Origin of the sequence: Butyricicoccus faecihominis, from assembly GCF_014648015.1 — a bacterium.
GTDB classification, from domain to species: Bacteria; Bacillota; Clostridia; order Oscillospirales; family Butyricicoccaceae; genus Agathobaculum; species Agathobaculum butyriciproducens.
Window position 1 is genome coordinate 99,540 of sequence record NZ_BMQH01000001.1, and the last position, 23,952, is coordinate 123,491.

A 23,952-nucleotide genomic window follows, 5' to 3' on the forward strand; every position below is an offset into this window, starting at 1 on the left:
GGTCGGGAAATAGTATAATTATGGCATGGGAAAAGGAATGAATAAATTTTACCGAAGGAGGGGCAGAACATGAAAAAGCGATCAAGAATTGCTCTGCTGACCGCACTTCTCACCATAGTGTTTGCGGCGGGTATTGGCGTTTACAGCAACTATATCGGAATGCAGATTTATCAGGAAAGCTCGAATCATCTGCTCGAAAGCTATGCGCAAATCTCCAAGACCTTCACGCTGTTCGTGCAGCGAAACTGGACCGTGCTGAGCCAGTGGGACAGCCTGATGAGTAACGTACAGACTGATGAAGACGTTGACGAGATATGGAACACGATTCAAGACAACCGATCGTCGTGGCATTACAGCGATTTCTATATGGTCAATCAGAACTCGCAGTATCTAACAGCAGATGGGCGAAAGGGCAGCGCCGACAGCATCGACGGCGTTTTTCAGGAGATGTACAGCAAGGGCGGGCCAATCGTCTCCACCTATACGGCAACCTACGGCGTGCCCAAGATCGCGTTTGCGATGCCGATGAGCCGAAATCTGACGCTGGACGGCGTGACCTACACCGGTATCGCGGTCAGCTATGATACGGACGTGGTCGATGATCTGGTTGACGGCAGTATGTACGGCGGACAGAGCGACTGCTATGTGGTGCGCTCGAACGGTGACATCGTGCTGGAGTTTGAACCGCAGACCGAGCTGTGCGCGGGAATGACCAACCTGTACGACCTGTCCAACCACGCTGACTGGAAATACGGCAGCATGGACGATATTAAGGACTGCATCCAACTCGGCAAGAGCGGAAGCGCGCAGTTCACCTGCTATGGGACGAGAAATTATCTGGTCGCGATGCCGACCGCGTTTCCGGACTGGTCACTCGTTGGCATCATCCAGGCGGATGAGGTGGACGGTGCACTGTATGACGTGCAGAATTCCTCGCTCATCCTGCTCGGCGCACTCTGTTTTTTCACCGTCATCATTGTGGTGCTGGCGCTGGGCATGGAGAGCCGGCTGCGCCTTAAGGACGAGGAAACGGAGCGGCTGAACCTCGAGCGCGAAAAAATGAAGAGCGACCGTTTCCTGCAAAGCATGAGCCGCATCGTCGATCGCTATGCGGTCGTCAATCTGGATACCGGACGCTACCGCTATCATGAGCTGCGGTTCGATCAGCCGATCTATCCGACCTCCGGACAGTATTCGGAAATGGTCGAAATCATCTCTAAACGCTATGTCGCGCTGACCGATACGGAAAACGCCAAGCTTTCGCGGCTGCTTACGCCGGACTATCTGCGCAGCGTGCTCCGTAAACCGGATGACAATCTCAAAATCGAGTATTGCAGCCGGACGGAGAACGCCTATATGGTGATGACCGTTATCCCGGTCGAGTGGCACGCGGACGGCACGGTCTCCGTGATCATGCAGGTTGTGCAGGATATCGGGCAGAAGGTCGAGCTGGAAAACATGGCAAACACGGACAGCTTGACCGGCCTGTTCAACGAGCGCTATTTCAGTCGGGTCCTGAACATCTGTGAGGCGAAAAAGCTGCCGTTTGTGCTGTATTACCTCGATCTCGACCGATTTAAGCCGATAAACGACACCTACGGTCATGCTATGGACGACCGGCTGCTCAAGGAGATCAGCGCGCGGCTGCTGCGCTGCATCCGCAGCCGGGACTACGCCTTCCGCATCGGCGGCGATGAGTTCGCGCTTATCGTCAGCGCCGATATGGACGAGGAGCAGCGCGGCCGCATGGCCGAGCGCATCCAGACTATGCTCTCTGCGCCCATCGTTATCGAAGGAAAACTGCTTTCGGTCGGCGTCAGCTGCGGCTGCGCCTGCTATCCGGAGGACGGCGACGCTTCGCAGGTGCGCATCACGGCGGACAGCCGCATGTACGCGGAAAAGCAGCACCATCACGAAGACGACCGGACGGAGGAACAGTCATGAAACACAAAACCCTGCGGTGCGCCGCAGAGACAGCCGCCCTGCTGCTGACCGTGGCAATGCTGACGTTCCTCATTGCCGGACTGCATCAGCACGAGCCGGACAGGGAGCTTTCCACTCTCGATACCGGCTGGTATCAGCTGGCGGACGGCGTGCGGCACGAGGTTACGCTCCCGGTCACGCTTCCGGCCGAGCCGAGGCAGACGCTTACCCTGTATAACGACACGCTGACCGACAGCGATGCCGGAAAGCTGCTGTCCGCGCGCGGTGTGGAATACGGCATCGAGATCCGTGCGGGCGAAACGCTGCTCTATCGCTACGAGGACAACGCTTTTCCGAAAAACACGCAGATGAAGGGCCGCCTGTGGGCGGATGCGGAACTTCCGGACAACATCGGCGGACAGACGCTCAGCCTGACCTTTACGCAGCTTTCCGACCGGACCGGCAGGTTTGACGCGCCTCTGCTCGGCTCGGTGCGGAGCATCACCGGTCATCATATCCAGACCTCACTGTTTTCCCTGGTCATGATGCTCGCCATGGTCATCCTTGCCGTGCTGGCGCTGCTGATCTTCTGCTACATGAGCAGCCGCGGCATCCACGAGCGCCGCTTCCTCGATGTGGCGGTCTTTCTGCTGCTGTGCAGCCTGTGGTGCCTGACCGATTCCGCTCTGTATCAGATTTATGGACGGGACACTGCCACCGGAAGCGTCGTTTCCTTTTACGCCTTTATGCTGATGTCTATCCCGATGGTGCATTTTGTCCGCAACACGGTAAGCGGCAGGCAGCAGCTTGTTCCCGATATATGCATTGCGCTGTTCTGCGCCAACGTGCTCGCACAGGGCGCGGCGTACCGGCTTTTCGGCATCCGGTTTATTGATATGCTGCCGCTGACGCACCTGATTCTGGCGGCAGGCGTCGCAGCGATGCTGACCGTGCTGCTTCGGTCGTACCGCGAGCAGCCCTCGCAGCAGCTTCGGCTGCATATTGCGGCGTTTGCCGCACTGGGCGTGTTCGGCGTGGCCGCGCTCGTCCTGTACGGCCTGCTGCACATCTACTGGTACGATGCAATATTCCAGTTTGGTGTGCTGCTGTTCATCATCCTGCTCTTCCGTGAGCTGCTCGGACAGGCGACCGAGGATATGCGCTTTCACATGGAGCACCGTATCAGCCATCTGATGCAGCGCGAGGACCGTATGACCGGTCTGCCGAATCGCCGTGCATTCGAGGAATACATGGAGCGCATCCGCACCGGCGAGGTCGGATGCCGCGATGCGGTGCTGACCTATATCCGGCTGGAGGGTCTGAACGAGCGCAATGACTGCTTCGGCCTTCAGGCAGGAGATGAGGCGGTCATCGCCGCCGCGCGGTGCGTTGCAGACTTTTGCCGCGCGTGCGAGGACGGAGGCGAAAGCGTATCGTGCTTCCGCACCGGCGGAAACGAGTTCGCCCTCATCCGCCCCGAGCCAAGTGCAAATTCGGGGCAGCTGCACCGGCAGTTCAGCGCGATCGTTGCGCGGTACAACCGCACCTGTGCGCCGCGCGCCCGCATCACGATGACCTACGGCTTCAGCCGCCTGTGCGATGAGGACGGAAAATCGCGCAGTATCAGCGCATGGAAGGCGGAGGCGGACGCCTATTTGAAGAGAAATGAAACCAGACTGGGAGGGGACACGGAATGACAACCAATCTACATTATCTGATCGCCGGAATGGCGGTGCTGCTGGTTGTTCTGTGGCAGTATTCTCATCAGCGGCAGATGGATGACCGGAACAGCCTCATGTTCCGCCGTCTGCTGACCGTCATCAGTCTGGACGTTTTCACCGAGCTGGTGAGTACATGCTTCATTCTGTACGCTCCGTACAGCTTCGGCATCGGCCGCATGGTCTCGAACACCGTGTTCTATCTGTTCCAGGCGATTCTGCCGCTCATGCTGCTGTACTATGTCTGTACACTGTGCTCGAGCCGCGTGATCTCCGCCGGAACCGTGCTGCGCATGGGCATTCCGACTATCGCTCTGGTCTTTATCATTCTGACCAACCCCTTCACCGAAAAGCTGTTCTATTTCGACAGCACCGGCTACTGCTACGGTCCGTGGTATCTGTTGCTGTATGTCAGCGCCCTGCTGCATATCGCGGCGGCAGCAATTTTTGTTGCGGTGCACCGGGATGCGGTCAGCCGCCGCAATCTGACGGCGCTGCTTACGGTCTTTTTGCTCGCCGCCTTCGGCATCGCCGCGCAGGCCGTCAATCCCGCGGTGCTGACGACCGGCTTCGGCCTTTCGCTCAGCATCCTTGCAATGTATCTGACCATCAATAATCCCTGCGCGTGCATGGACAGCCTGACCGGACTGAATGACAAGCAGTATCTGCTGCGCCGCATGAACGAGTTGACCGACGCGCACAAGGCCTTTCACATCATCACGGTCTACGCCTACCAGCTTGACCACATGAACAAAGTCTCGGGCGTACAGAGCGGCGACGAATTTCTGCGCCGCGCGGCAGAGCACATGCAGGAGATCGCGGGCAGGAACGTGTTCCGCGTGACAGGCAAGCGTTTTTTGCTGCTGACGTTTTCGCTGCGCGAGTACGAAGCCTGTCTGACGAGTCTGCGGCAGGTGTTCCGCAGCAGCCGGATGACGAGCAGGCCGCTCCCTCGCCGGTCATCCTGTGCGGCGTGGTGGGCGCGGAAAAGCTGGGAACGGGCGGCCTTGTGCTGGATTATGCGGAATATCTTGAATCTCTCGCAGCACGCAGCGGCGGGACTGAGGTCATCCAGAACGACCGCAAGAACAGGGACAGCTTTTACTACAACAAGCAGGTCGAGCAGTTCCTGCACCGCGCGATCGACGAGGATCTGTTCGAGGTCTACTATCAGCCGGTCTATTCGCTGCATCAGCAGCGCTTTGTCACCCTTGAGGCGCTCAGCCGCCTGCGGCATCCCACACTCGGCTGGATTTCACCGGATATTTTTATCCGCCTTGCGGAGAAGAATCACCTTATCAGTCAGATCACCGAGCTTCAGCTGCGGCGCGTCTGCCGTTTTCTGCGCGAAAACCCGGCGCTCCGCGCGAGCATTGCGAACGTCAAGATCAATCTTTCGCCGCTCGATCTCATTCACAGCGATGGCGGAAGCCACTTGATCCGCATTCTGGATGAATACGGTCTGCCGTACTCCTGCTTCCAGTTTGAGATCACCGAGACGGTTGCGACTGAGTATTCCGCGAGCCTGACCCGGGTGGCGGAGAGCTTTCAGGCGGCCGGCATCGGCCTGTGTCTGGATGATTTCGGCTCGGGCTACGCCAACCTGAATACGGTCATGCAGCTGCCGTTCTCGGTCATCAAGCTCGACCGTTCGCTGCTGTTCCACATCTGCACGGACAAAAATGCCGCGCTCTTCTACCAGAGCATCGTATCCGCCTTCTGCCGTCTCGGCTACCGCATCATTGCGGAGGGTGTGGAGACGCAGGAGGAGATGGAGCTGCTGCGGAGCTGGAACGTGGATATGATTCAGGGCTATTATTTCTCCCGTCCTCTGCCGCCGGGAGACCTGCTGCGGCTGCTGACCGAGGAAGCCGTCGAACAGATGTGACCGGGTGCGGCGGACCGCCCCCAAAATCCGTGAAAAAAATTTTTCAGAAGCCGGAACCTTTTTAGACGTGCTTCGTCTAATAGAGAGAAAGAGAGCAGATACTGCTCTCTTAGAAAGAAGGCTTTTTACATGAAAAAAACACTGATGGTATTTGCATGCACGGCTCTGCTGGCTGCATCGCTTTCGGCCTGCGGCAGCAAGCCCGCCGAAAATACGGATACCGGTACAGCATCGTCTGCGGCGGCCTCGTCCTCGAGCAGCGAACAGCAGAAGGAAAACACGCTCACCGGCTCGCTCGATGAGAAGAAGAACGGCATGTTCGTTGTAACGGATGCCGAGGGTGCCGCTTATGAATTTACCTACGATCCCTCCGATACGCCGAAGGGTCTGGATGATGCCGCAGAGGGCGATTCGGTCACTGTGACTTATACGGGCACGGTCTCCGAGGTCGATTCGTTTGACGGCACGATCGTTTCGGTCGAGAAAGCGGAGGCAGCGCAAAATTAAAGACGCGGCTCCTTGCGCAGACTCCGTCGCGCTGCCGCTTGGAGAGAACGCAAAAAATCCCCTGCCGGGGACAGATTTTCTGTCTCCCCGGCAGGGGATTTCGCTTTTCAGGACTTTTGCTCTGCCTTGTCCAGATACATCAGATAATCCGCCTTGCGGATAGCCTCTGTGATCGGATGCACGCCGCAGATGCCGCCGATGCTGACCGAAAGCTGGACATCCGCGAACTCCGACATGCGGATGCCGTGCACGGCCTGCTGGATCTGCTTTTTCTTGTCGAGGAAAGCCTCCTCGGTCATGCGCGGAAACAGCAGCAGGAACTCGTCGCCGCCGTAGCGTATCAGAATATCGGTCTTGCGAATGCAGGAGCGCACCGCGTTTGCAATGTCGCGCAGCGCCGCATCGCCTGCGGCGTGGCCGCAGCGATCGTTGATGAGCTTGAAGTTGTTTACGTCGATCAGCGCCACGCCCTCCATGCCCTCAAGGTGGGTGCGGTAGGTTTCAAAATAGCGGCGCGAATAGACGTTGGTCAGCGGGTCGAGGAACAGCTGCATATCCTCGCCGCGCGTGCGGTCAAGCAGAAAACGCGAGCCGTTTGCGTCAATCCAGCGGCCCTCGTTGAGCCGCGAGATCAGCTCGAGCACGCAGGGCGTGCCGTTGATCGTAATATACTTGGCGATGACGAAATACATCTCATTTCGTGTAAATTCGAGCTTGTTGAGCGTAGTATGCTCAGCAAACGCCCGTGCGGAGATGCAGTTGGCGCAGCCCGCATCGTTATCCCAGAACGCGGCGCAGCGCTCACCTGTGCGGTGCAGAATGCCGTCCGCATCGAGATCGAGCACGGCGTATTTTGTCGGGTCAACCAGACGGACGACATCAAAGATCGCGCTCAGACGCTGGATATCATTGGTGATCGACGGCTCGTCCGTCGCGCTTTTGCCTGTGCAGCGGAAGGGCGCATAGCCGCCCTGCACCTTCTGTGCATCAGTCAGACAGCCGATCACGCCGACATAGTGACCGGGGGAGAACGGCGACCAGAGCGTGTGCATCCGGATATTGTGCCAGTGCTGCTTGCGCCCGACCGGCAGAAGCAGGCTGAGCGAAAGCTCGTTGTTCTCGGGTGTTGTGGCCTTGAGAGCGGCTCTGAGCCGCGCAATATCGGCCGGCCGCAGCAGTCGGAGACTGTCCGTTTCATGCACGTCCAGTATCGTGCACTGTTGCTGACGCGGACGGCTCCGGTCGGCTATTATGACGGTACCGGCAGGAACGTCATACTCAAACTGCACATCGCCGCAGCAGGAGACAAAGAAATCCAGCTTTTCCTTGACATAATTCAGCTCGCGCTGGGCGCGGTCGCTGTGCGGTACAGCGCTCTTTTGCAGCAGCTCGGCAGACAGGCGCTTTGCGTCGCGGCGGAGCACCTGATCGGCGGCAAGCGTCGGCAGTGCGCTCCGGAGACGCATGCTGATCTCCTGCAGGCAGTCGAGCAACATCGGGTTGAACGCGCCGCACTCTCCGTTGAGGATCATGGTGATGGCGGTGTCGTGGGTGTATGCCTTTTTGTAGCAGCGGTCACTGGTCAGCGCGTCAAATACGTCCGCCAGTGCGACTACCTGCACCGAGATCGGGATCTGTTCACCGAGCAGGCCGTCCGGATAGCCGCCGCCGTCCCAGCGCTCGTGGTGCCAGCGGCAGATCTCGATGGCGACCTTGACCAGCGGCTCGTCGCGGTACTGCGTCAACCCCTCGAGCATGGATGCGCCGACGGCGGGATGGGTGCGGATGATGTTGAATTCCTCGGGCGTCAGTGCGCCCGTCTTGTTCAGAATGCTCTCGGGGATGCTGATCTTGCCAATGTCGTGCAGGGCGGACGCGGTGGTAATGAGGCGGATCTTTTCCTCAGTCAGACCGTATACATCGGTCTTTTCGGTCAGCTTGCGCAGCAGCATTTCGGTCACGGTTTGCACCTGAAGCACATGCTGTGCGCTCTCACTGTTGCGGAACTCGACAATATGACTGAGGATGCCAATCATGACATGGCTGTTTTTCTCGTTCCGATAGATTTGGTCGGAGACCATGTCCATCAGCCGCTTCTGGTTGGCGTAGAGCGTGAGCGTGTTTTTGACGCGGCGCTGCACAATGAAGGAGTCGAACGGACGGCGGATATAGTCGGTAATGCCAAGGCTGTAACAGCGTTCGATAACCGCACGGTCCTCGGCGGCGGAGATCATGATGACTGGCAGCTCCTCGATCCAGCGGAACTGATTCATGCGCTCGAGCACGCCGAAGCCGTCGATTTTCGGCATATTGATATCCAGCAGCAGCAGGTCGATGTGCATATCCTGCTGGATCATGAGGAGGGCCTGCGCGCCGTCCTCTGCCTCTGCGTAGTCATATTCCTCACCGAGAATCGCCTTGAGCATTTCTCGGTTGAGCTCTGAGTCGTCAACAATCAGAATTTTCTGTCGGTTCATAGTCGTTCGACCGCAGCCGGGTCGCTTTCCCTCCCTTTGTTTACCGGAATTTGACCGGTTGCACAATTATATTATACTACCAATGCGATGCAGAATAAAGGAAAACTTCCGTCAGCGCCAACGGCGGAAATTTCTGTTGTGCAGGAGCGCGGCAGCATGTTATAATAAAAGATAAATTGTGCCGACCTGCGGCACAGACAACGAACAAGAGAGAGGACACCATCATCGGTATGAACAGACACAAACGGGTAAAATGCGCTCTGGCGCTTTTGACCATGCTGACGGCGGGGCTGCTGTCCGGCTGCGCCTCGGAGGCGGCATCCGACAGCACACTGCCGACGATTACCGTCGGCAGCGACACCTATCCGCCTTATGTTTATATGGATAATAACGGCGACATTACCGGTCTGGACGTGGATATTGCGGAGGAGGCATTCCGCCGCATGGGATACCGTGCGGAATTCACCACGATCGACTGGGAACAAAAGACCGAGTTGGTCGATAACGGAGAAATCGACTGCATCTGGGGCTGCTTTTCCATGGACGGCCGCGAGAACGACTATCAGTGGGCGGGACCGTATCTGGTGAGCCGTCAGGTCATCGCCGTCGGCGCGCAGAGCGGCATCGAGCAAATGAGCGATCTTGCCGGAAAGACCATCGCGGTGCAGGCTACCGGCAAGCCGGAGGCGATCTTTCTGAGCGGAGGCGAAAACGTCCCGGCCTTCCGAAATGTCATCAGCCTCGCTGACCGCGGTGTGCAGTATGCCATGCTGGACTGCGGCTATGTGGACGCAGTAGCAGGACACGAGGAGGCTATCCGGCAGTATATGAAGGACTACGGCGCGAACTTCCGCATTCTGGATGAACCGCTGCTGACGACCGGCATCGGCGTGGCGTTTTCCAGGCACGACACACGCGGTCTTGCGGCGCAGCTGACCGAGGTTGTCGCGCAGATGCGCGAGGACGGCAGCATGGAACAGCTAGTCGGAAAATATCTCGAGGTTCCCGCGCACAGTCTGGAGGTGGAGCAGCTTGAACAATAATTCCCGACGCATTGTCTTACGAAGGACGTTCTGGTGCCTGTGCTTCGCAGCGGGGCTTTTGTTCCTCGGCGCGGTATTCCTGCTGTCCCGGCACGCGGATATGCGGGACTGCGAGCAGCGCATGACCGAACTGATCGACTTTGTAAAGGAGCAGTCCTCCTCCTATGTGCAGTATAACGAGACCGCCGTGGCCAAGGCGCTCGTGCGCGGAACGACCGCCGTTCAGGAACTGGAGGGCGTGACGCTTGACTGCGGCGAGGATGAGCTGCGGCAGTATGCGGAGCGGCTGGGACTGACCGGCATTTCGGTGCTGGATGCGAACGGCAGGCTGGTCTGCGAGTACAGCACGGACGGCATCGGCTATACCCGCCTGCAAACCGATTTGGAAGCCGAGCGCGTGCTCGCCGTGATCGGTCATCCGCAGAGCACCTATGTTCGGCGCGTGCAGCTGACCGACGGCTCGTTTGCCGACGTTGCCGTGCGCAGCTGTTCGGACGACCGCGGCGCGGTGCTTGGCTGGCGGCACACCGGGGCGGCGTTCGCAAAGAAATCCGTGCTCTCCGTGCAGAATCTGCTCGACGGCTACGACGCCGAGACCACGGGAACCGTGCTCCTGTCGGACGGCAACCGCGTAACCGCGTCGGACGATCTGTCCCTCATCGGTACGGATACCACGGAAAATGATCTACTCCGCCGCATCCGCTCGAGCGGCCATGCCGACCGGCTGGTCTATGCCGGACGCAGGGGACTGACCCGATACTACGGCATGTACAGCCACGGGCGCAACTTCTACTACTATATATATGTCCCGGGCAGACTGCTCTACACGAACACGCCGGTCAATTTGGCTGTGTCGTTCCTCGCCTGTGCGATCGTTCTGACGCTGCTTCTGTTTGTGCGCCGAGGCACGGAAAAGAGCTTCCTCCAGCAGCAGAAAACGCTCGAAAAGGAATATCAGACCTCGCTTGAGCAGAAAAACGCCGAGCTTGAACGCGCCATCCGTCAGGAAACGGCGGCAAACCGCGCCAAGCGCGAATTTCTGTTCAATATGTCGCACGACATCCGCACGCCGATGAACGCGATCATCGGCTTCACCTCGCTTGCGGCCACCCATATCGACAACCGCGAGCAGGTGCTCGACTACCTGAAAAAGACCGCAACGGCGAGCCAGCATCTGCTCTCGCTCATTAACGATGTGCTCGATATGAGCCGCATTGAGAGCGGCAAGGTCTCGCTCGAACTGCGTCCGGTGCAGCTGCCCGAGCTTGTGCACGACCTGCGCGATATCATCCAGTCGAGCATCACAGCCAAGCGCATCTCGCTTTTCATCGACATGGTCGATGTGGAGGACGAGAATGTGGTTGCCGACCCCATGCGCCTCAATCAGATCATGCTCAACATCCTGTCCAATGCCATCAAGTTCACCCCGGTAGGCGGCATGATCACCCTGCGCATCGTTCAGAAGCAGACCGCGCCGCATGGCAGTGCGGACTATGAATTCCATATCCGTGACACCGGCATCGGCATGAGCTCGACGTTTCAGGAGCATATCTTCGAGCAGTTTGCGCGCGAGGAGACCTCAACCGTGAGCAAAATTCAGGGAACCGGCCTCGGTATGGCGATCACGAAAAATCTGGTCGATATGATGGGCGGCAGTATTTCGGTTGAGAGCGAGCCGGGGAAGGGCTCGGAATTTACAGTTTCCCTGCGCTTTCCTATCAGCGGAGAGCAGGCCGTGCCGCAGCGTATCCCCCAGCTTGAGGGTCTGCGCGCGCTTGTGGCGGATGATGACACCGACACCTGTCTGAATGTCAGCAAAATGCTGCGAATGATCGGCATGCGGTCGGACTGGACGACCTCGGGACATGAGGCTGTCGTCCGTACGCAGGACGCGATCGAGCAGGGTGACGGCTTCTATGTCTTCATCATCGACTGGATGATACCCGATCTGAACGGCCTTGAGGTCGTGCGCCGCATCCGCAAGCTGATCGGCAGCAACACCCCGATCATCATCCTGACCGCCTACGATTGGACGGATATCGAGGTTGAGGCAAAGGCCGCAGGCGTGACCGCGTTCTGCGCCAAGCCGCTGTTCATGTCCGAGCTGCGCCGCGTACTGGCTAAGCCGTTTCTTTCGGCAGAGCCTGCGGAGAAGACGGAGAAAAAGGCGGATTTCGCCGGGAAACGGCTGCTGGTCGTTGAGGATAACGCCCTCAACCGCGAAATCGCGGTGACGATGCTCGAGGAAGGCGGGTTCGAGGTGGACACGGCGGAAAACGGAAAGGTCGCGGTAGACAAGGTGCGCGAGAGCGCGCCCGGGCACTATGATCTGGTGCTGATGGATATTCAGATGCCGGTCATGGACGGTTATGCGGCTGCGCGTGCCATCCGCGCTCTGCCGGATGCCGAAAAGGCGGGTCTGCCCATTGTCGCCATGACGGCGAACGCCTTTGACGAGGACAGACAGAACGCAGAGAAGGCAGGCATGAACGGCCATCTTTCCAAGCCGTTCGATATGCAGCAGCTGCTCACGATGCTCCGGGAGAAGCTGTCGCCGTAACGCTTTCATTTTCATTGCGTTATTCGACAAGGAAGCCGCCGGATCAGATTGAATAGGAAACGCAGGAAGCGTCCGTTAGGGATGCCTTCCTGCGTTTTTCTTTGCACATCGCCGGTACGGCGGATTTTTTTACCTTTTTTGTCCATAAAAGGTTTACATTGCTTATCAATTGGCTTATGATAAAATCTGACAAAGGAGGTGGGCTTGTGCACGGAGTACGTCAATGGTGGGTGCGTCTGTCCATTGTGAACAAGGCGATCGTGCTGAGCTGCGCATTCGTCATTCCCATTCTGCTGGTGGTGGGATTGTTAATGAACGATTTTTACGATTACCGCGAGAAAAGCAATGATATCCTGTCCGAATATGCACGCTGCACGGACTACATGAACGCCATGGAGCAGGAAAATGCGCTTCTGAGCGAGCTGACGCTTGCGGCGCCCGGGTCCGATACGATCGACAAATATGCGGACGCCGTGCAGGACACCGCCTGTGCGTGGGAGCGGCTGCGCAGCGCAGAGACCGACGGCAACACGCAGAGCGAGGTGCTCAAGCAGGTCATCGACCGCACGATGAAAAGCTATCGAGTCCGTCAGGAGACGTTCATCGCGCAGCTGCATGGCGGCACATTTGACGCGGTGAACTACGAAGCTCTGCGTACACAGGGCAGCTATCTGACGCAATACACCGACCAGCTGACGGAGGCCTTTCTGATGGAGGGACGCGAGGGTTATCTGGTCCTCGGTCAGCGGGGTACCTCGCAGAACATGGTATTTACCATCGTAGCCGCGATCGGCAGCGTGCTGTTTGCAGGCGCGATGCTGTACTACGCACGCAGCCTGCTGTTGCCGGTGCAGCAGATGAGCCGCGGTGCGCGCCGCGTCGCGGATGGCGAATATGACATTGAGGACTTCAACTTTGCACGCTCGGACGAGATCGGTATGCTCGCCGACTCGTTCAACCATCTCAAGCACCAGATTGCGCGGACGATTCACGCACTGGAAAGCGAAGCACAGCTGGAAAAATCCCTGCGTCAGCAGGAGAGCGAGGCAGCACGCCTGCGGCAGCTGATCGAGCAGAGCCGCTTTGCGCAGCTGCAGAGCCAGATCAACCCGCATTTTCTGTTCAACACGCTGCAGAGCGTGGCCAATATGGCCGGAATCGAGCAGGCGACCGTCACCGGCGACATGGTGGTGCGGCTGGCGAACTTCTTCCGCTACACGCTCGACCATGATGACAGCGTGGTAACACTCGACCGCGAGCTTGCGCTGCTGCGCGACTACATTTCTCTGCAGGAGCTGCGGTTCGGTGAACGCATTTCGTTCGAGATGGACTGCGACAGCCGCTGTGCGGCCTGTGAACTGCCGAAATTCACACTGCAGCCGATTGTGGAAAACTCCATTGTGCACGGCATGCGCAGCCGCAGTGCGGGCGGCCGCATTCGCATTGTGACGCAGCTTGCACCGGAAGGCTGCCGCATCCAGATTACGGACAATGGCGGCGGCTTCTCACGCAGTAAAATGAAACAGAACACCGCCGAGGGACACCGGTCCATCGGCTTGCAGAATATCGCGGGACGCATTGCGCTGTCCGGCGGCAGCTTCCGCATTGTCAGCTGTCCCGGATTGGGCACGACAGCCCGCATCATACTGCCCATGAAAGGGGAAGAGCATATATGTTAAAGGTACTGATCGCGGAGGACGAACCGCTGAGCCTGCAGAATCTGAGCGGACAGATGCGCGATTTGCTTGGCGCGGATGCACTCATCGAGGGAGCTGCGAACGGACGGGAGGCGGTTGAACGCGCCCGTCAAATTCAGCCGCAGCTGGTGCTGATGGATATTGAAATGCCGGTGATGAACGGCCTTGATGCGGCAGCCATCATCCACAAAGCTATGCCGGAAACGCACATCGTGTTCCTGACTGCCTTCGACCGCTTCGACTACGCCGTAGGCGCCATGCGGGCCGGCGGAACGGATTATCTGGTAAAGCCGTTTGACAGCGCACAGATTACCGCCTGCCTGCGCAAGCTGAATCTGCTGCCGGAAAGCCGTCCGGCGGTAGGCGGGGACAAGCCGGGAAATACGTTCTGCACCCAGTTTTCCGTGTGGCTGGAGCATCATTACATGCAGGATGTGTCGCTCGATCAGGCGGCAGAGGCGATGGGCATGAGTTCGTTCTACTTCTCACGCTTTTTTCGCACCTCGTATAACCAGACCTTCCTTGAATACTTGACCGCCTACCGTATCGACCGTGCGGTTGAGCTGCTGCAGCAGACTGATATTCCGGTACGGGAAATCGCTGTTCGGGTCGGCTATACGGATGCAAACTACTTCACGAAGGTGTTCAAGCGGCATTTGGGCGTAACGCCTACCGAGTACCGCAATCATAACGCAAACTGAACGAGCCGCGCGGCAGAATTTACGGAATTTATACGAAAATTTATTATTCCTGCCAAAGTGTTTATGCAAATGTCACAAAAAGGAATGTGAAGATTTTCAGTGCGCTGTGATTTTACCTGTTTACCGCAAGTATTTACGATGTTGCCGAAACTGGTCACCCTATATAATAGGAGATGGAAAGATGAATAAACGCTTTCGGTGTGTGATCGCCGGATGGCTGCTGCTCATGCTCTGTGCATGTACCGGCGGCACGGACGAGCCGCATATCCGCTATTACCGCCTTGCCAGCGGACAGAGCGAAAACTACCTCGCCAATCAGGCGTGTCAGCGCTTCTGCGATCAGGTGCGCAGGGAAACGGACGGCGCGATACAAATTCTGCCGAGCTTTGATAACGAGCTTGGCACCGATGCATCCGCACTTGAGCAGTGCGTGTACGGCGGCATTGATTTTGTACGCACGCCAATCTCGTCTGCCGCGGCGTACGCACCGCAGCTCGCGGCGCTGCAGCTGCCGTACGAGTACACCTCGGACAAGCACCTGTTCCGGGTGCTGGACGGCGCAGTCGGTCAGCAGGTGATGGCCTCGCTCGAGGACAAGGGCCTTACCGGTTTAAGCTATTTTTACGCCGGTTACCGGTGCTTTTTCACGACCGGAAAGGCGATCACCTCACTCGATGATATGAAGGACCTGCGGCTCGGCACCGAGGATTCCTCGCAGATGAAGCAGGTCATTCCGATGTGGGGCGCCGAGGCGGTGACGCTGCCGCCGGATGAGATCGCGCTCGCGCTCCGCACTGACCGGATTGACGGCGCCGAGAGCACACTGCCTACCTATGTGGACAGTGGCTACTATCAGCTTGCACCGTACTGGACGTACGACCGACATTCCTACAACGCGGATGTGCTGGTCGCGTCCTCGGAAACGTGGGAAACGTTCTCACAGGAGGAGCAGACCATCATTGAGCGGTGCGCCGCCGAGGCGGCTTCGTGGCAGCGCGACCACTGGCAGAGCGCAGAGGTTCGAGCAATGCTGCATGCATCCCGCAGTGGCTGCTACATGGCGCTGCTCGATGAGGAGCAGGCCGAAAAGTTCCGTGCAGCGGTGCAGCCGATTTACGAACACCTTTCCGATGCGCAGAAGGAGGTCGTGCAGGCCGTACAGGCACTGGCCGACAGCGATTAGCGAGAACCCCTCCTTGTGCAGATCAGTTTGTTCGCAAACGTCCGCAAAACGGCGTTTTCGATAGAGGAAAAAGAACAAGGAGGCTAAAAAGATGAAAATCAAAAGATTGATGGCAGGTCTGCTTTGCGGTGCAGTCGGTGCGGCAACCCTTGGTTTGTCCGGCTGCGGCAATGCCGCGGACAGCGGCATGATGGATGCGGCAAACGCCAATGCAGTTGCAGGCGGCAGCAGTGATCTGCCGGTCATCACTTGGAAGATGGGTTCCACCTGGGGTGACGGCAACATTCACTTCACCTGTGACGAGCGCTTCTCCGAGTTGGTCAGCCAGCTGACCGACGGACGCTTCACCATCACCAACTATCCGGAGGGATCGCTTTGTGCGGCAAACCAGCTGTTCGATTACGTCCAGAACGGCACCATCCAGTGCGGCGGTGACTGGGGCGGCTACTGGAGCGGCAAGGATACCGCTTTTGAGCTGCTCTCTACCACGATGGATAACTTCACCGGCATGGACTATTACATCTGGATCACCCAGGGCGGCGGTCTGCAGTGCTATCAGGATATGTACGGCAAATACAACATGACGTATTTCCCAATCATGATCAATCACGCAGAGTCCGGTATCCGTTCGACCAAGCCGATCACTTCTATCAAGGACATGCAGAGCATGAAGATCCGCCTCGGCGGCGTTATGGCAGGCCGTGCGGCGGAAAAGCTGGGCATCAACATCACCACCGTTGCGGCAAGCGAGCTTTATGAGTCGCTGCAGCGCGGCGTTATCGACGGCGGCGAGTTCTCCACGCCGTGCTCGGATGATTCGCTGAAATTACAGGAGGTTGCCAAGTACTGGTGCTCGCCTGCATGGTATCAGTCCGGCGGTGTCAACGGCGTTATGATCAACAAGGACGCGTGGAACGAGCTTCCTGAGGAGTACCAGAACGCCATCCAGATGGCGGCTGAGATCTGCACCTCCGAGCAGCTGTCCCGCTACCTGTGGATGGATTTCGATTCCACCAAGAAGATGCTCGAGGAGGATGGCTGCATCGTCACCAAGATGAACCAGGACGACTGGAACACCATCCGTGAGACCTGCCGTCAGGTTTACGAAGAAGAAGCTGCGAAGAATGAAAACTTCAACATGGTATACAGCTCTATGCAGGATTACCGTGAACATGCCGATACCTACCGTGCAATGCTCGGTGACTACGGCTGGGGCTTCAACTACGATGAATCCGAAAAGTGACCGACAGAGTGTTCCGTGCTCTCTTTTGAGAGCACGGAGCCTCAGAAGATGAGGTGTAATATATGAAAGTGATCAAACGCATCTGCGATGTGATCGACCTCGTCAATGACTGGATCGGCAGGATTGCTTCCTTCGCCGTTCTTGGCATTCTCGCGGTCATTGTTACCGAAGTCGTGCTGCGCCGTTTGTTCCACAGTCCGCAGATCTGGACGATGGACGTCATCTGCATGACCTTCGGCTGCTACATTATCATGGTCTGCGCCTACGGCTTCCAGAAGAAGGCCTTTGTTGCGGTTGATGTGCTGTATGCACGGCTTAAACCGCTTGCGCAGAACATTCTGCACCTGATTACCTATCTGGTGTTCTTTGTTCCGTTCGTATTCGTGCTCGTGCCCGAGAGCTTCGGATTTTTCCTTCGCTCGTATACCACGGGTGAGCGCGGCTATTCGGTATGGGCGCCGCCGGCATGGCCGGTCAAGCTGGCGCTGTTCGTCGGCATGACGCTGCTCGCACTGCAGGGCATTTCCGAGATGCTCAAGTGCGTGCGCGGCATCGGTGAAGCCGTTTCCGGCACGGATGATACGAAGGGAGGCGACGCTGCATGATGGAAATGCTGACCAATCTTGTCACACAGTCCGGCGTGGGCGCAACACAGCTCAGCGCGATCCTGCTTGGCGTACTGTTCCTTATCATGATCATCGGTCTTGCGACCGGTCAGGAGCTTGCGTTCGTCCTCGGCGGCGCCGGTGTTATTATCGGCTATCTCGCCTGGGGCGGCCCGGGCATCACCATCGCCATGACCAAGGTGTACGACCAGATGCAAAGCTATTCCATGGTCGCCATCCCGATGTTCGTGCTGATGGCAAACTTTTTGACACATTCTAAGGTTGCGGATGGGTTGTTCCTCTCTATCCGCTACCTGCTTGGTCCTCTGAAGGGCGGTCTCGGTCTGGCAGTGATCGTGGTTTCCACCGTGTTTGCTGCCACGACCGGTATCGTCGGCGCATCCGTTGTTACCATGGGCATGCTGTCCGTACCGGTGCTGCTGAAGTGCGGCTATAAGCCGTCTCTCGCGTGCGGCATGGTGTGTGCGGGCGGTTCGCTCGGCATCCTGATCCCGCCGTCCATCATGCTGGTTTCGATGGGCTCCTATGCGAATGTATCGGTCGGCAAGATCTTCTTCGCCGCCATCGTTCCGGGTCTTGTCCTGTCGCTGTTCTACATGATCTATGTGTTCGTCATCTGCCATATCCACCCGGATTACGGTCCGGCGATGACTACCGAAGAGCTGGCTGCCATGCCGCTGCGTGAGCGCATCACCGGTTCGCTCATCAACCTGATCCCGCCGGTCATCCTGATCGTCGGCGTGCTCGGTTCTATCTTTACCGGCTGGGCAACCCCGACCGAGGCGGCAGGCGTAGGCGCACTGTTCTCGCTTATTCTCGCGATCTTCTACAAGCAGTTCAGCTTCAAAATGCTGTACGATTCGCTGATCGACACCGCAAAGACCTCTGCGATGGTATTCATCATCCTGTTCGGCGCGTCTGCCTTCACCGGCATATTCATGTCGCTCGATGGCGACCAGCTGATTGCAACCTGGATTTCGAGCGTTGGCATCGGCAAATGGGGCGCGTTCGCAATCATGATGGCGATCGTATTCGTTATGGGCATGTTTCTCGACTGGCTGGGTATCGTTATGATCGTATTCCCGATCTTCCTGCCGATTATGGATATGTTCGGCTTTGACCGCCTGTGGATCGTCGCAGTTACGGCTGTTATGCTGCAGACCTGTTTCATGACGCCGCCGTTCGGCTTCGCACTGTTCTACATCAAGGGCATTGTGCCGCCGTCGGTCAAAATACAGGAAATCTACCGCGGCGTTATCCCGTTCATCCTGATTATCATCGCAGTGGTAATTCTGGTAACGGTATTCCCGCAGATTGTATATTTCCTCCCGAATCTGGTAGCATCTTAATCTTTCTCCTGAGCCTTCCGGCAGCCACCTGTGCCGGAAGGCTCATCTGCGTTAAGGAATAGCAGGCTTTGGGCAAAAAATAACTATTGACTGTGCAGGATATGGTGTTATACTGGATGGGTACGCAAAAAAACGTACCATTTGTTACCTGTGTTATTTTACAGTTCAATGCGGTTCCCTCTCACCGTGAAAAGGGACATGTGTAGATGCGTTTGAACTGTGGAATAAATCTCTGTCTGCCGGATTGTTGGAGTATTTGCCGGCGGCAGTCCCCTCCGGGCTCTCTGATCTGTTGGAAATCAGAGAGCACTTGCTTATTCTTGCGTGGAAAAATTCCGTAAATCGCTTGACTTATCGAAAAATTTCGGGTATAAGATTATATTGAACAGTCAAAAATTCGATGTTATACTATTATATAATGTATGCCTGTTTGAAGCCTGAACGGTATGGTCAGGCTCGGTTTGTCGAAAAGGTCAATATTCATGCAGCTTCAGCCAATTCGCGCGACAGCGCGTGTAAAATAGCATTTGCTTTGCAAATGCAAAAAAGTCGGGGCGAGTACCTGACTTTTTTGACTTCTGGAGGGAGAAAGTTTCTGTATTGGAACTTTCGGACGACTTTGGAACGGCTCACGGTCCGTTCCTGCTTGTCAGCGAAATTGTAGTTTCGCCGACAGCCTAAGCCTGAACGGTGCGTTCAGGCTTTCGGTATATCATACTGCAGCATCGTTAAAGGAGGGGATTCATCGTGCAGACGCAGATTTTTACGGTGCATAAGCGGCATCTGGGACTGCGGGCGCCGACGGTGCTTGCCGTCGGCTTTGCGCTGACGATTCTGGTGGGTGCGCTGGTGCTGATGCTGCCGGTTTCGGCGGCAGACGGACAGATAACGCCGTTTCTCGACGCGCTGTTTACAGCAGCCTCGGCGAGCTGTGTTACCGGACTCGTCACGGTCAGCACGGCAGTGCACTGGTCGGTATTCGGCAAGTGCGTCATCCTGCTGCTGATTCAGATCGGCGGACTCGGCTTTATGTCCGTCGCGGCTATTGCGTCGTTTGTCCTGCGGCGAACGATCACGCTGCACGAGCGCATGGTGATGAGCGCGGGGCTTAATCTGTCGGACGGCGGCGGCATTGTCCGTCTGACACGGCGCGTGCTGTTCGGCACGTTCATCATCGAAGGGACGGGAGCGGTTCTGCTGTCCTGCCGGTTCGTGCCGCATTACGGTTTCCCGAAGGGGATCACAATGGGCGTGTTCCACGCGGTTTCGGCATTCTGCAACGCAGGCTTTGACCTGATGGGCACACCGGACGATCCGTTTCAGTCGCTCATCGGCTGGGCGGAGGATCCGCTCGTGAACATTACGGTGATGGCGCTCATCGTGCTCGGCGGTCTCGGCTTTTTCGTGTGGAGTGACGTGTGGGACAAGCACAGTTTCCGCCGCCTGAGCCTGCACACGAAAATCGTGCTGACGGCCACGGCAGGACTGCTGCTGTTCGGCTTCGGCTGGACGCTGCTATTCGAGTGGAGCAATCCGGCAACGCTCGGTGCGTTTGATACTCCGCACAAGCTGCTTGCGGCGGCGTTTGAGTCCGTGACCCTGCGCACGGCAGGCTTCAACACCATCGACCTCGGCGCGCTTACCGGCCCGAGTCAGGCGGTGTCGTGCCTGCTCATGTTCATCGGCGGATCGCCCGGCTCAACAGCAGGCGGCATCAAGACCGTGACGGCGGCCGTGCTCGTGCTCACGGCCATCAGCGCCTTCTGCGGGCGCACAACGGTTTCGGCGTTCGGCCGGACGATTGCGCCGCGCAGCATCATGAACGCCGTAACCCTGCTCATGGCAGGCGGCGTGCTCTGTCTGGTCGGCGCCTGTGCGATCGCCGGAATCGAGGACGCACCGTTTCACCAGTGCCTGTTTGAAGCGGTCTCCGCGTTCGGCACGGTCGGTGTGTCCATGGGTCTGACACCGACGTTGGCGGCGGCTTCGCGCGTCATTCTGATCGTGATGATGTATATGGGCCGTGTCGGTGTGCTGACGCTCGGCGTTGCCGTTTTCATGCGCCGCAGAGAGCCGCCAAGGCTCAAATACCCGGACGCAGATGTGTTTATTGGTTGAGGCAGCATTCCGCAATTACATTTTCGGCATTTTACGTGATGATGCCTTTATGGTGAAGTAGATTAAGCAGTTATCCAAAGGAGAGACAGATATGAAATCCTTTCTGGTAATCGGCATGGGCCGATTCGGTACCGCCGTTGCGCAGGAGCTGACCGAGCTTGGTCAGGAGGTTCTTGCCGTCGACGAGAACGTCGAGAGCGTGCAGCGCATCGCGGATGATGTGACGCAGGTCATGCAGGGCGACGCGCAGGACGAAGCCGTGCTGGGGGCCATCGGCGTGCGCAACTTCGACTGCTGTATTGTTGCGGTAGGTACGGATATGGAGGCGAGCATCCTCATCACAGTCATGCTCAAGGATCTGGGCGCGCAATACATCATTGCCAAAGCGAGAAGCAATGTGCATGCCAAGGTGCTCGAGCGCGTCGGTGCGGACCGTGTTGTCCTGCCGGAGAGCGAAATGGGCTGCAAGCTGGCACAGCGCCTGGCACATACCAACGTGGTGGATTTTATCGGCGTGTCGGACGAATACAGTATTCTGGAGATACACGCGCCGAAAAGCTGGGTCGGCAGATCGCTGGTGCAGCTTGACGTGCGGCAGAAGCATAAAGTGAATGTGCTCGCCGTCCGTCATGGTGAACAGGGTGCACTGGATGCAAGTCCTAAGCCGGATAGAGCCATCGAGGCGGATGATCTTCTGTTTATCATGGGCGAAAATAAATTTGTGAGCAGGGTGGTGGAACTGGATTGATTGAGATACAGAGCCGTCAGAATGCCGCGCTCAAGCACCTTGCGCGGCTGGGACGGGAACGAAAATACCGCCGGAGCACGGAGGAAATGCTGTGCGAGGGCGAAAAAATGCTGGGAGAAGCACTGCGTTCGGGCGCGAAGCTGAAAACCGTGCTTGTGAGAGACGGCTGGGACAGTCCGTTCATCAAAGAGGCGGAAGGGCAGGGAGCTGTCCTGTATTCTGCACCGGATGCGCTGTTCAAACTCGCAAGTGAGGTGGAAACGCCGCAGAACGTCATCTTTTCCTGCGAGCAGCCGCAGTGGACGGCAGACGCGCTGGACGGAGCCGGGCAGGTGCTCCTGCTGGACGGCTTACAGGACCCGGGCAACCTTGGCACGATCTTACGCACCGCCGAAGCGTTCGCGCTCGGCGCCGTTGTGTTGTGCGAGGGCTGCGCCGATCCGTTTTCACCCAAGGTCGTGCGCTCGACGATGGGCGCGGTGTTCCGTCTGCCGTGCGTGACGCTGCCGCTTGCGGAGGCCGCCGAACGGCTGCACCGGAACGGTCTGCCGCTGTATGCCACCGCGCTGCACGAGGACAGCGTGCCGCTTTCCTCGGTGTCGCTTTCCAAAGCCGCCGTTATCATCGGCAGTGAGGGAAAGGGCGTGACCGAGCAGGCGCTCCGTCTGTCCGATAAGCGCGTGATCATTCCCATGAAGGGCCGTGCCGAATCGCTCAATGCGGGTGTTGCCGCGGCCATCGTGATCTACGAAATGACAAAATGAGGAGGCGGGCACTATGCCGTCAAGACTCAGCTATGTTTGGCTTTCGCTCAAGCGCGGACTCGGCTCGCGCACAGCCGCTGAGGTACTCGATGCCTTTGGCTCTCCGGAGGCGGTGTTCGCCGCCGACCGGCAGGCACTGACAGCTGCGCCGTGTGAGCTGCGCAAGACCCATGTCGATCTGCTGTGCGACAAGGATACGTCCGAAGCAGAGCAGGTCATCCGATCCTGCACGGAAAAGAATATCCAGATCATTACCATTGGCGACAGCGCTTACCCGGACCGCCTGCGGGCGATCCCGGATCCGCCGACCGTGCTGTATGTGCGCGGACGCTGGCCGGATTTCGACAGTGTTCCCGCCGTAGCCGTTGTCGGCACGCGCAAGGCGACGCCGTATGGCCTGAAAGTCGCCGATCAGATCGGCACAACGCTTGCCCGGACGGGAATGATAACCGTCAGCGGCATGGCGCTCGGCAATGACGGCGCGGCACACCGCGGTGCGCTCCGCGCGGGTGGCCTGACCGTCGCCGTGCTGGCGGGCGGACCCGATGTGTGTTATCCACCGCAGCACCGCAGCCTGATGGGCGATATCCTGCTCATGGGGGCTATCATCAGCGAATATCCGCCCGGCACCGAGCCGCACGGACGCAATTACCATCAGCGCAACCGCATCATCAGCGGTCTGTCGGTCGCGTCCGTCATCGTGGAGGCGAGCGACTGGCGTTCGGGTGCGCTCATTACCGCGCGTCACGCGCTCGATCAGGGACGCGATGTGTACGCCGTGCCCGGTCCGATCGACGCGCCGCAGTCGCAGTCGTGCAATGAGCTGATCGAAAAAGGCGAAGCCGCGCTGCTCAGCAGCCCGGTGACGCTCGTGCGCGCCTACGGCGGCATGATGCCCGAACAGGCGGTACAGCAGGCGTTCCGGCGCCAGACCGGCGAGTATCCGGAACCGGCGGCACGGAGCGCGTGGGAGGACATTCGCAGGCGCGAGCAGCAGGCCGAACAGCGCCGCGCTGCTGCGGCAGAAAAGGCGAAAGTCGAACACAGACAGCCGTCCGCGGCCGCAAAACCGCTGCCGGACGGCTTAAATGAGGATGAAAAGACCATCGTTACGCTTGTGCGGGACGGTGTGAGCACGCCCGAGGAGCTGATCGACCGCTGCGGTCTGGCAGCACCGCGGGTGATGAGCCTTGTCACTATGCTGGAAATGGATGGGATTCTGCGCCGCGAAAAGGGCAGACTCATCCTCGGCACCTGGTGATAAGCAGGAGAGAGAAGAAAAGAAATACACGCATTCCGCACCGTAAGGTGCGCATTCAATAGAATTTCCGCAGGAAATTCATAAAAAGGGGGAGCATGGTCCAGACCACCTTCTCTTGCCGCTACGCGGCAATTCACCTTGTGTAT

The 23,952-nt window shown here is 58.0% G+C and carries 17 protein-coding genes and 1 pseudogene; 17 read left to right on the forward strand and 1 reads right to left on the reverse strand.

Going from position 1 to position 23,952, the window contains the following annotated elements:
* The first annotated feature begins 69 nt into the window (after nucleotides 1-69).
* The 5 genes and pseudogenes from IEY11_RS00380 (at nucleotide 70) to IEY11_RS00395 (ending at nucleotide 6,036) form a co-directional block, all read left to right on the forward strand.
* On the forward strand, nucleotides 70-1,944 hold the full coding sequence (locus tag IEY11_RS00380; RefSeq protein ID WP_188885449.1) for a sensor domain-containing diguanylate cyclase: 1,875 nt from the start codon (nucleotides 70-72) through the stop codon (nucleotides 1,942-1,944).
* Nucleotides 1,941-3,620 (forward strand): sensor domain-containing diguanylate cyclase, encoded by a 1,680-nt coding sequence (locus IEY11_RS00385; RefSeq protein ID WP_188885450.1) that lies wholly within the window; start codon nucleotides 1,941-1,943, stop codon nucleotides 3,618-3,620. Before IEY11_RS00380 ends, IEY11_RS00385 begins: the two co-directional genes overlap by 4 nt.
* 650 nt (nucleotides 3,621-4,270) lie before the next feature.
* Nucleotides 4,271-4,510 (forward strand): annotated as a pseudogene (locus tag IEY11_RS15165) (diguanylate cyclase domain-containing protein); the annotation flags it as partial.
* A 140-nt stretch (nucleotides 4,511-4,650) separates the two neighbouring features.
* The gene (locus IEY11_RS14705; RefSeq protein WP_243183915.1) at nucleotides 4,651-5,529 is read left to right on the forward strand and encodes an EAL domain-containing protein; all 879 of its coding nucleotides are present in this window, start codon (nucleotides 4,651-4,653) and stop codon (nucleotides 5,527-5,529) included.
* 129 nt (nucleotides 5,530-5,658) lie between these two features.
* Entirely contained in the window at nucleotides 5,659-6,036 is a 378-nt protein-coding gene (locus IEY11_RS00395) for a hypothetical protein (RefSeq protein WP_188885451.1), read from the forward strand.
* 107 nt (nucleotides 6,037-6,143) lie between these two features.
* On the opposite strand, the gene IEY11_RS15030 is transcribed toward IEY11_RS00395, so the two are convergent.
* A complete protein-coding gene (locus tag IEY11_RS15030; RefSeq protein ID WP_188885452.1) occupies nucleotides 6,144-8,513 on the reverse strand; it encodes an HD domain-containing phosphohydrolase in 2,370 nt (789 codons plus the stop codon).
* 230 nt (nucleotides 8,514-8,743) lie between these two features.
* On the opposite strand from IEY11_RS15030, the gene IEY11_RS00405 reads away from it, so the two are divergent.
* The 12 genes from IEY11_RS00405 to dprA all read left to right on the forward strand — a co-directional run bounded on the left by IEY11_RS00405 (nucleotide 8,744) and on the right by dprA (nucleotide 23,806).
* Nucleotides 8,744-9,556 carry a substrate-binding periplasmic protein gene (locus tag IEY11_RS00405; protein WP_117489432.1) on the forward strand — a complete coding sequence of 271 codons (813 nt, stop codon included), beginning with the start codon at nucleotides 8,744-8,746 and terminating at the stop codon, nucleotides 9,554-9,556.
* Nucleotides 9,546-12,116, forward strand: coding sequence for a hybrid sensor histidine kinase/response regulator (locus IEY11_RS00410; protein ID WP_243183916.1), 2,571 nt, complete (start codon nucleotides 9,546-9,548; stop codon nucleotides 12,114-12,116). Before IEY11_RS00405 ends, IEY11_RS00410 begins: the two co-directional genes overlap by 11 nt.
* Before the next feature lie 206 nt (nucleotides 12,117-12,322).
* Nucleotides 12,323-13,795 carry a sensor histidine kinase gene (locus tag IEY11_RS00415; protein WP_188885453.1) on the forward strand — a complete coding sequence of 491 codons (1,473 nt, stop codon included), beginning with the start codon at nucleotides 12,323-12,325 and terminating at the stop codon, nucleotides 13,793-13,795.
* A complete protein-coding gene (locus tag IEY11_RS00420; RefSeq protein WP_188885454.1) occupies nucleotides 13,789-14,514 on the forward strand; it encodes a response regulator transcription factor in 726 nt (241 codons plus the stop codon). The genes IEY11_RS00415 and IEY11_RS00420 overlap by 7 nt, the downstream gene beginning before the upstream one ends.
* Before the next feature lie 181 nt (nucleotides 14,515-14,695).
* Nucleotides 14,696-15,697: a TRAP transporter substrate-binding protein DctP gene (gene dctP / locus IEY11_RS00425; protein ID WP_118480359.1), complete on the forward strand. Its 1,002-nt coding sequence runs from the start codon at nucleotides 14,696-14,698 to the stop codon at nucleotides 15,695-15,697.
* 91 nt (nucleotides 15,698-15,788) lie between these two features.
* Entirely contained in the window at nucleotides 15,789-16,940 is a 1,152-nt protein-coding gene (locus tag IEY11_RS00430) for a TRAP transporter substrate-binding protein (RefSeq protein ID WP_118729921.1), read from the forward strand.
* Nucleotides 16,941-17,002: 62 nt separating this feature from the next.
* Complete coding sequence (locus tag IEY11_RS00435; protein ID WP_110436437.1) at nucleotides 17,003-17,545, forward strand: TRAP transporter small permease subunit; 543 nt, start codon at nucleotides 17,003-17,005, stop codon at nucleotides 17,543-17,545.
* A complete protein-coding gene (locus tag IEY11_RS00440; protein ID WP_199677303.1) occupies nucleotides 17,542-18,915 on the forward strand; it encodes a TRAP transporter large permease in 1,374 nt (457 codons plus the stop codon). Before IEY11_RS00435 ends, IEY11_RS00440 begins: the two co-directional genes overlap by 4 nt.
* Before the next feature lie 747 nt (nucleotides 18,916-19,662).
* Nucleotides 19,663-21,033: a TrkH family potassium uptake protein gene (locus tag IEY11_RS00445; protein ID WP_243183917.1), complete on the forward strand. Its 1,371-nt coding sequence runs from the start codon at nucleotides 19,663-19,665 to the stop codon at nucleotides 21,031-21,033.
* A 91-nt stretch (nucleotides 21,034-21,124) separates the two neighbouring features.
* On the forward strand, nucleotides 21,125-21,781 hold the full coding sequence (locus IEY11_RS00450) for a potassium channel family protein (RefSeq protein ID WP_188885455.1): 657 nt from the start codon (nucleotides 21,125-21,127) through the stop codon (nucleotides 21,779-21,781).
* Nucleotides 21,778-22,545: a TrmH family RNA methyltransferase gene (locus tag IEY11_RS00455; RefSeq protein WP_118729920.1), complete on the forward strand. Its 768-nt coding sequence runs from the start codon at nucleotides 21,778-21,780 to the stop codon at nucleotides 22,543-22,545. Before IEY11_RS00450 ends, IEY11_RS00455 begins: the two co-directional genes overlap by 4 nt.
* A 13-nt stretch (nucleotides 22,546-22,558) precedes the next feature.
* Nucleotides 22,559-23,806: a DNA-processing protein DprA gene (gene dprA / locus IEY11_RS00460; protein ID WP_188885456.1), complete on the forward strand. Its 1,248-nt coding sequence runs from the start codon at nucleotides 22,559-22,561 to the stop codon at nucleotides 23,804-23,806.
* The last annotated feature ends 146 nt before the right edge of the window (nucleotides 23,807-23,952 follow it).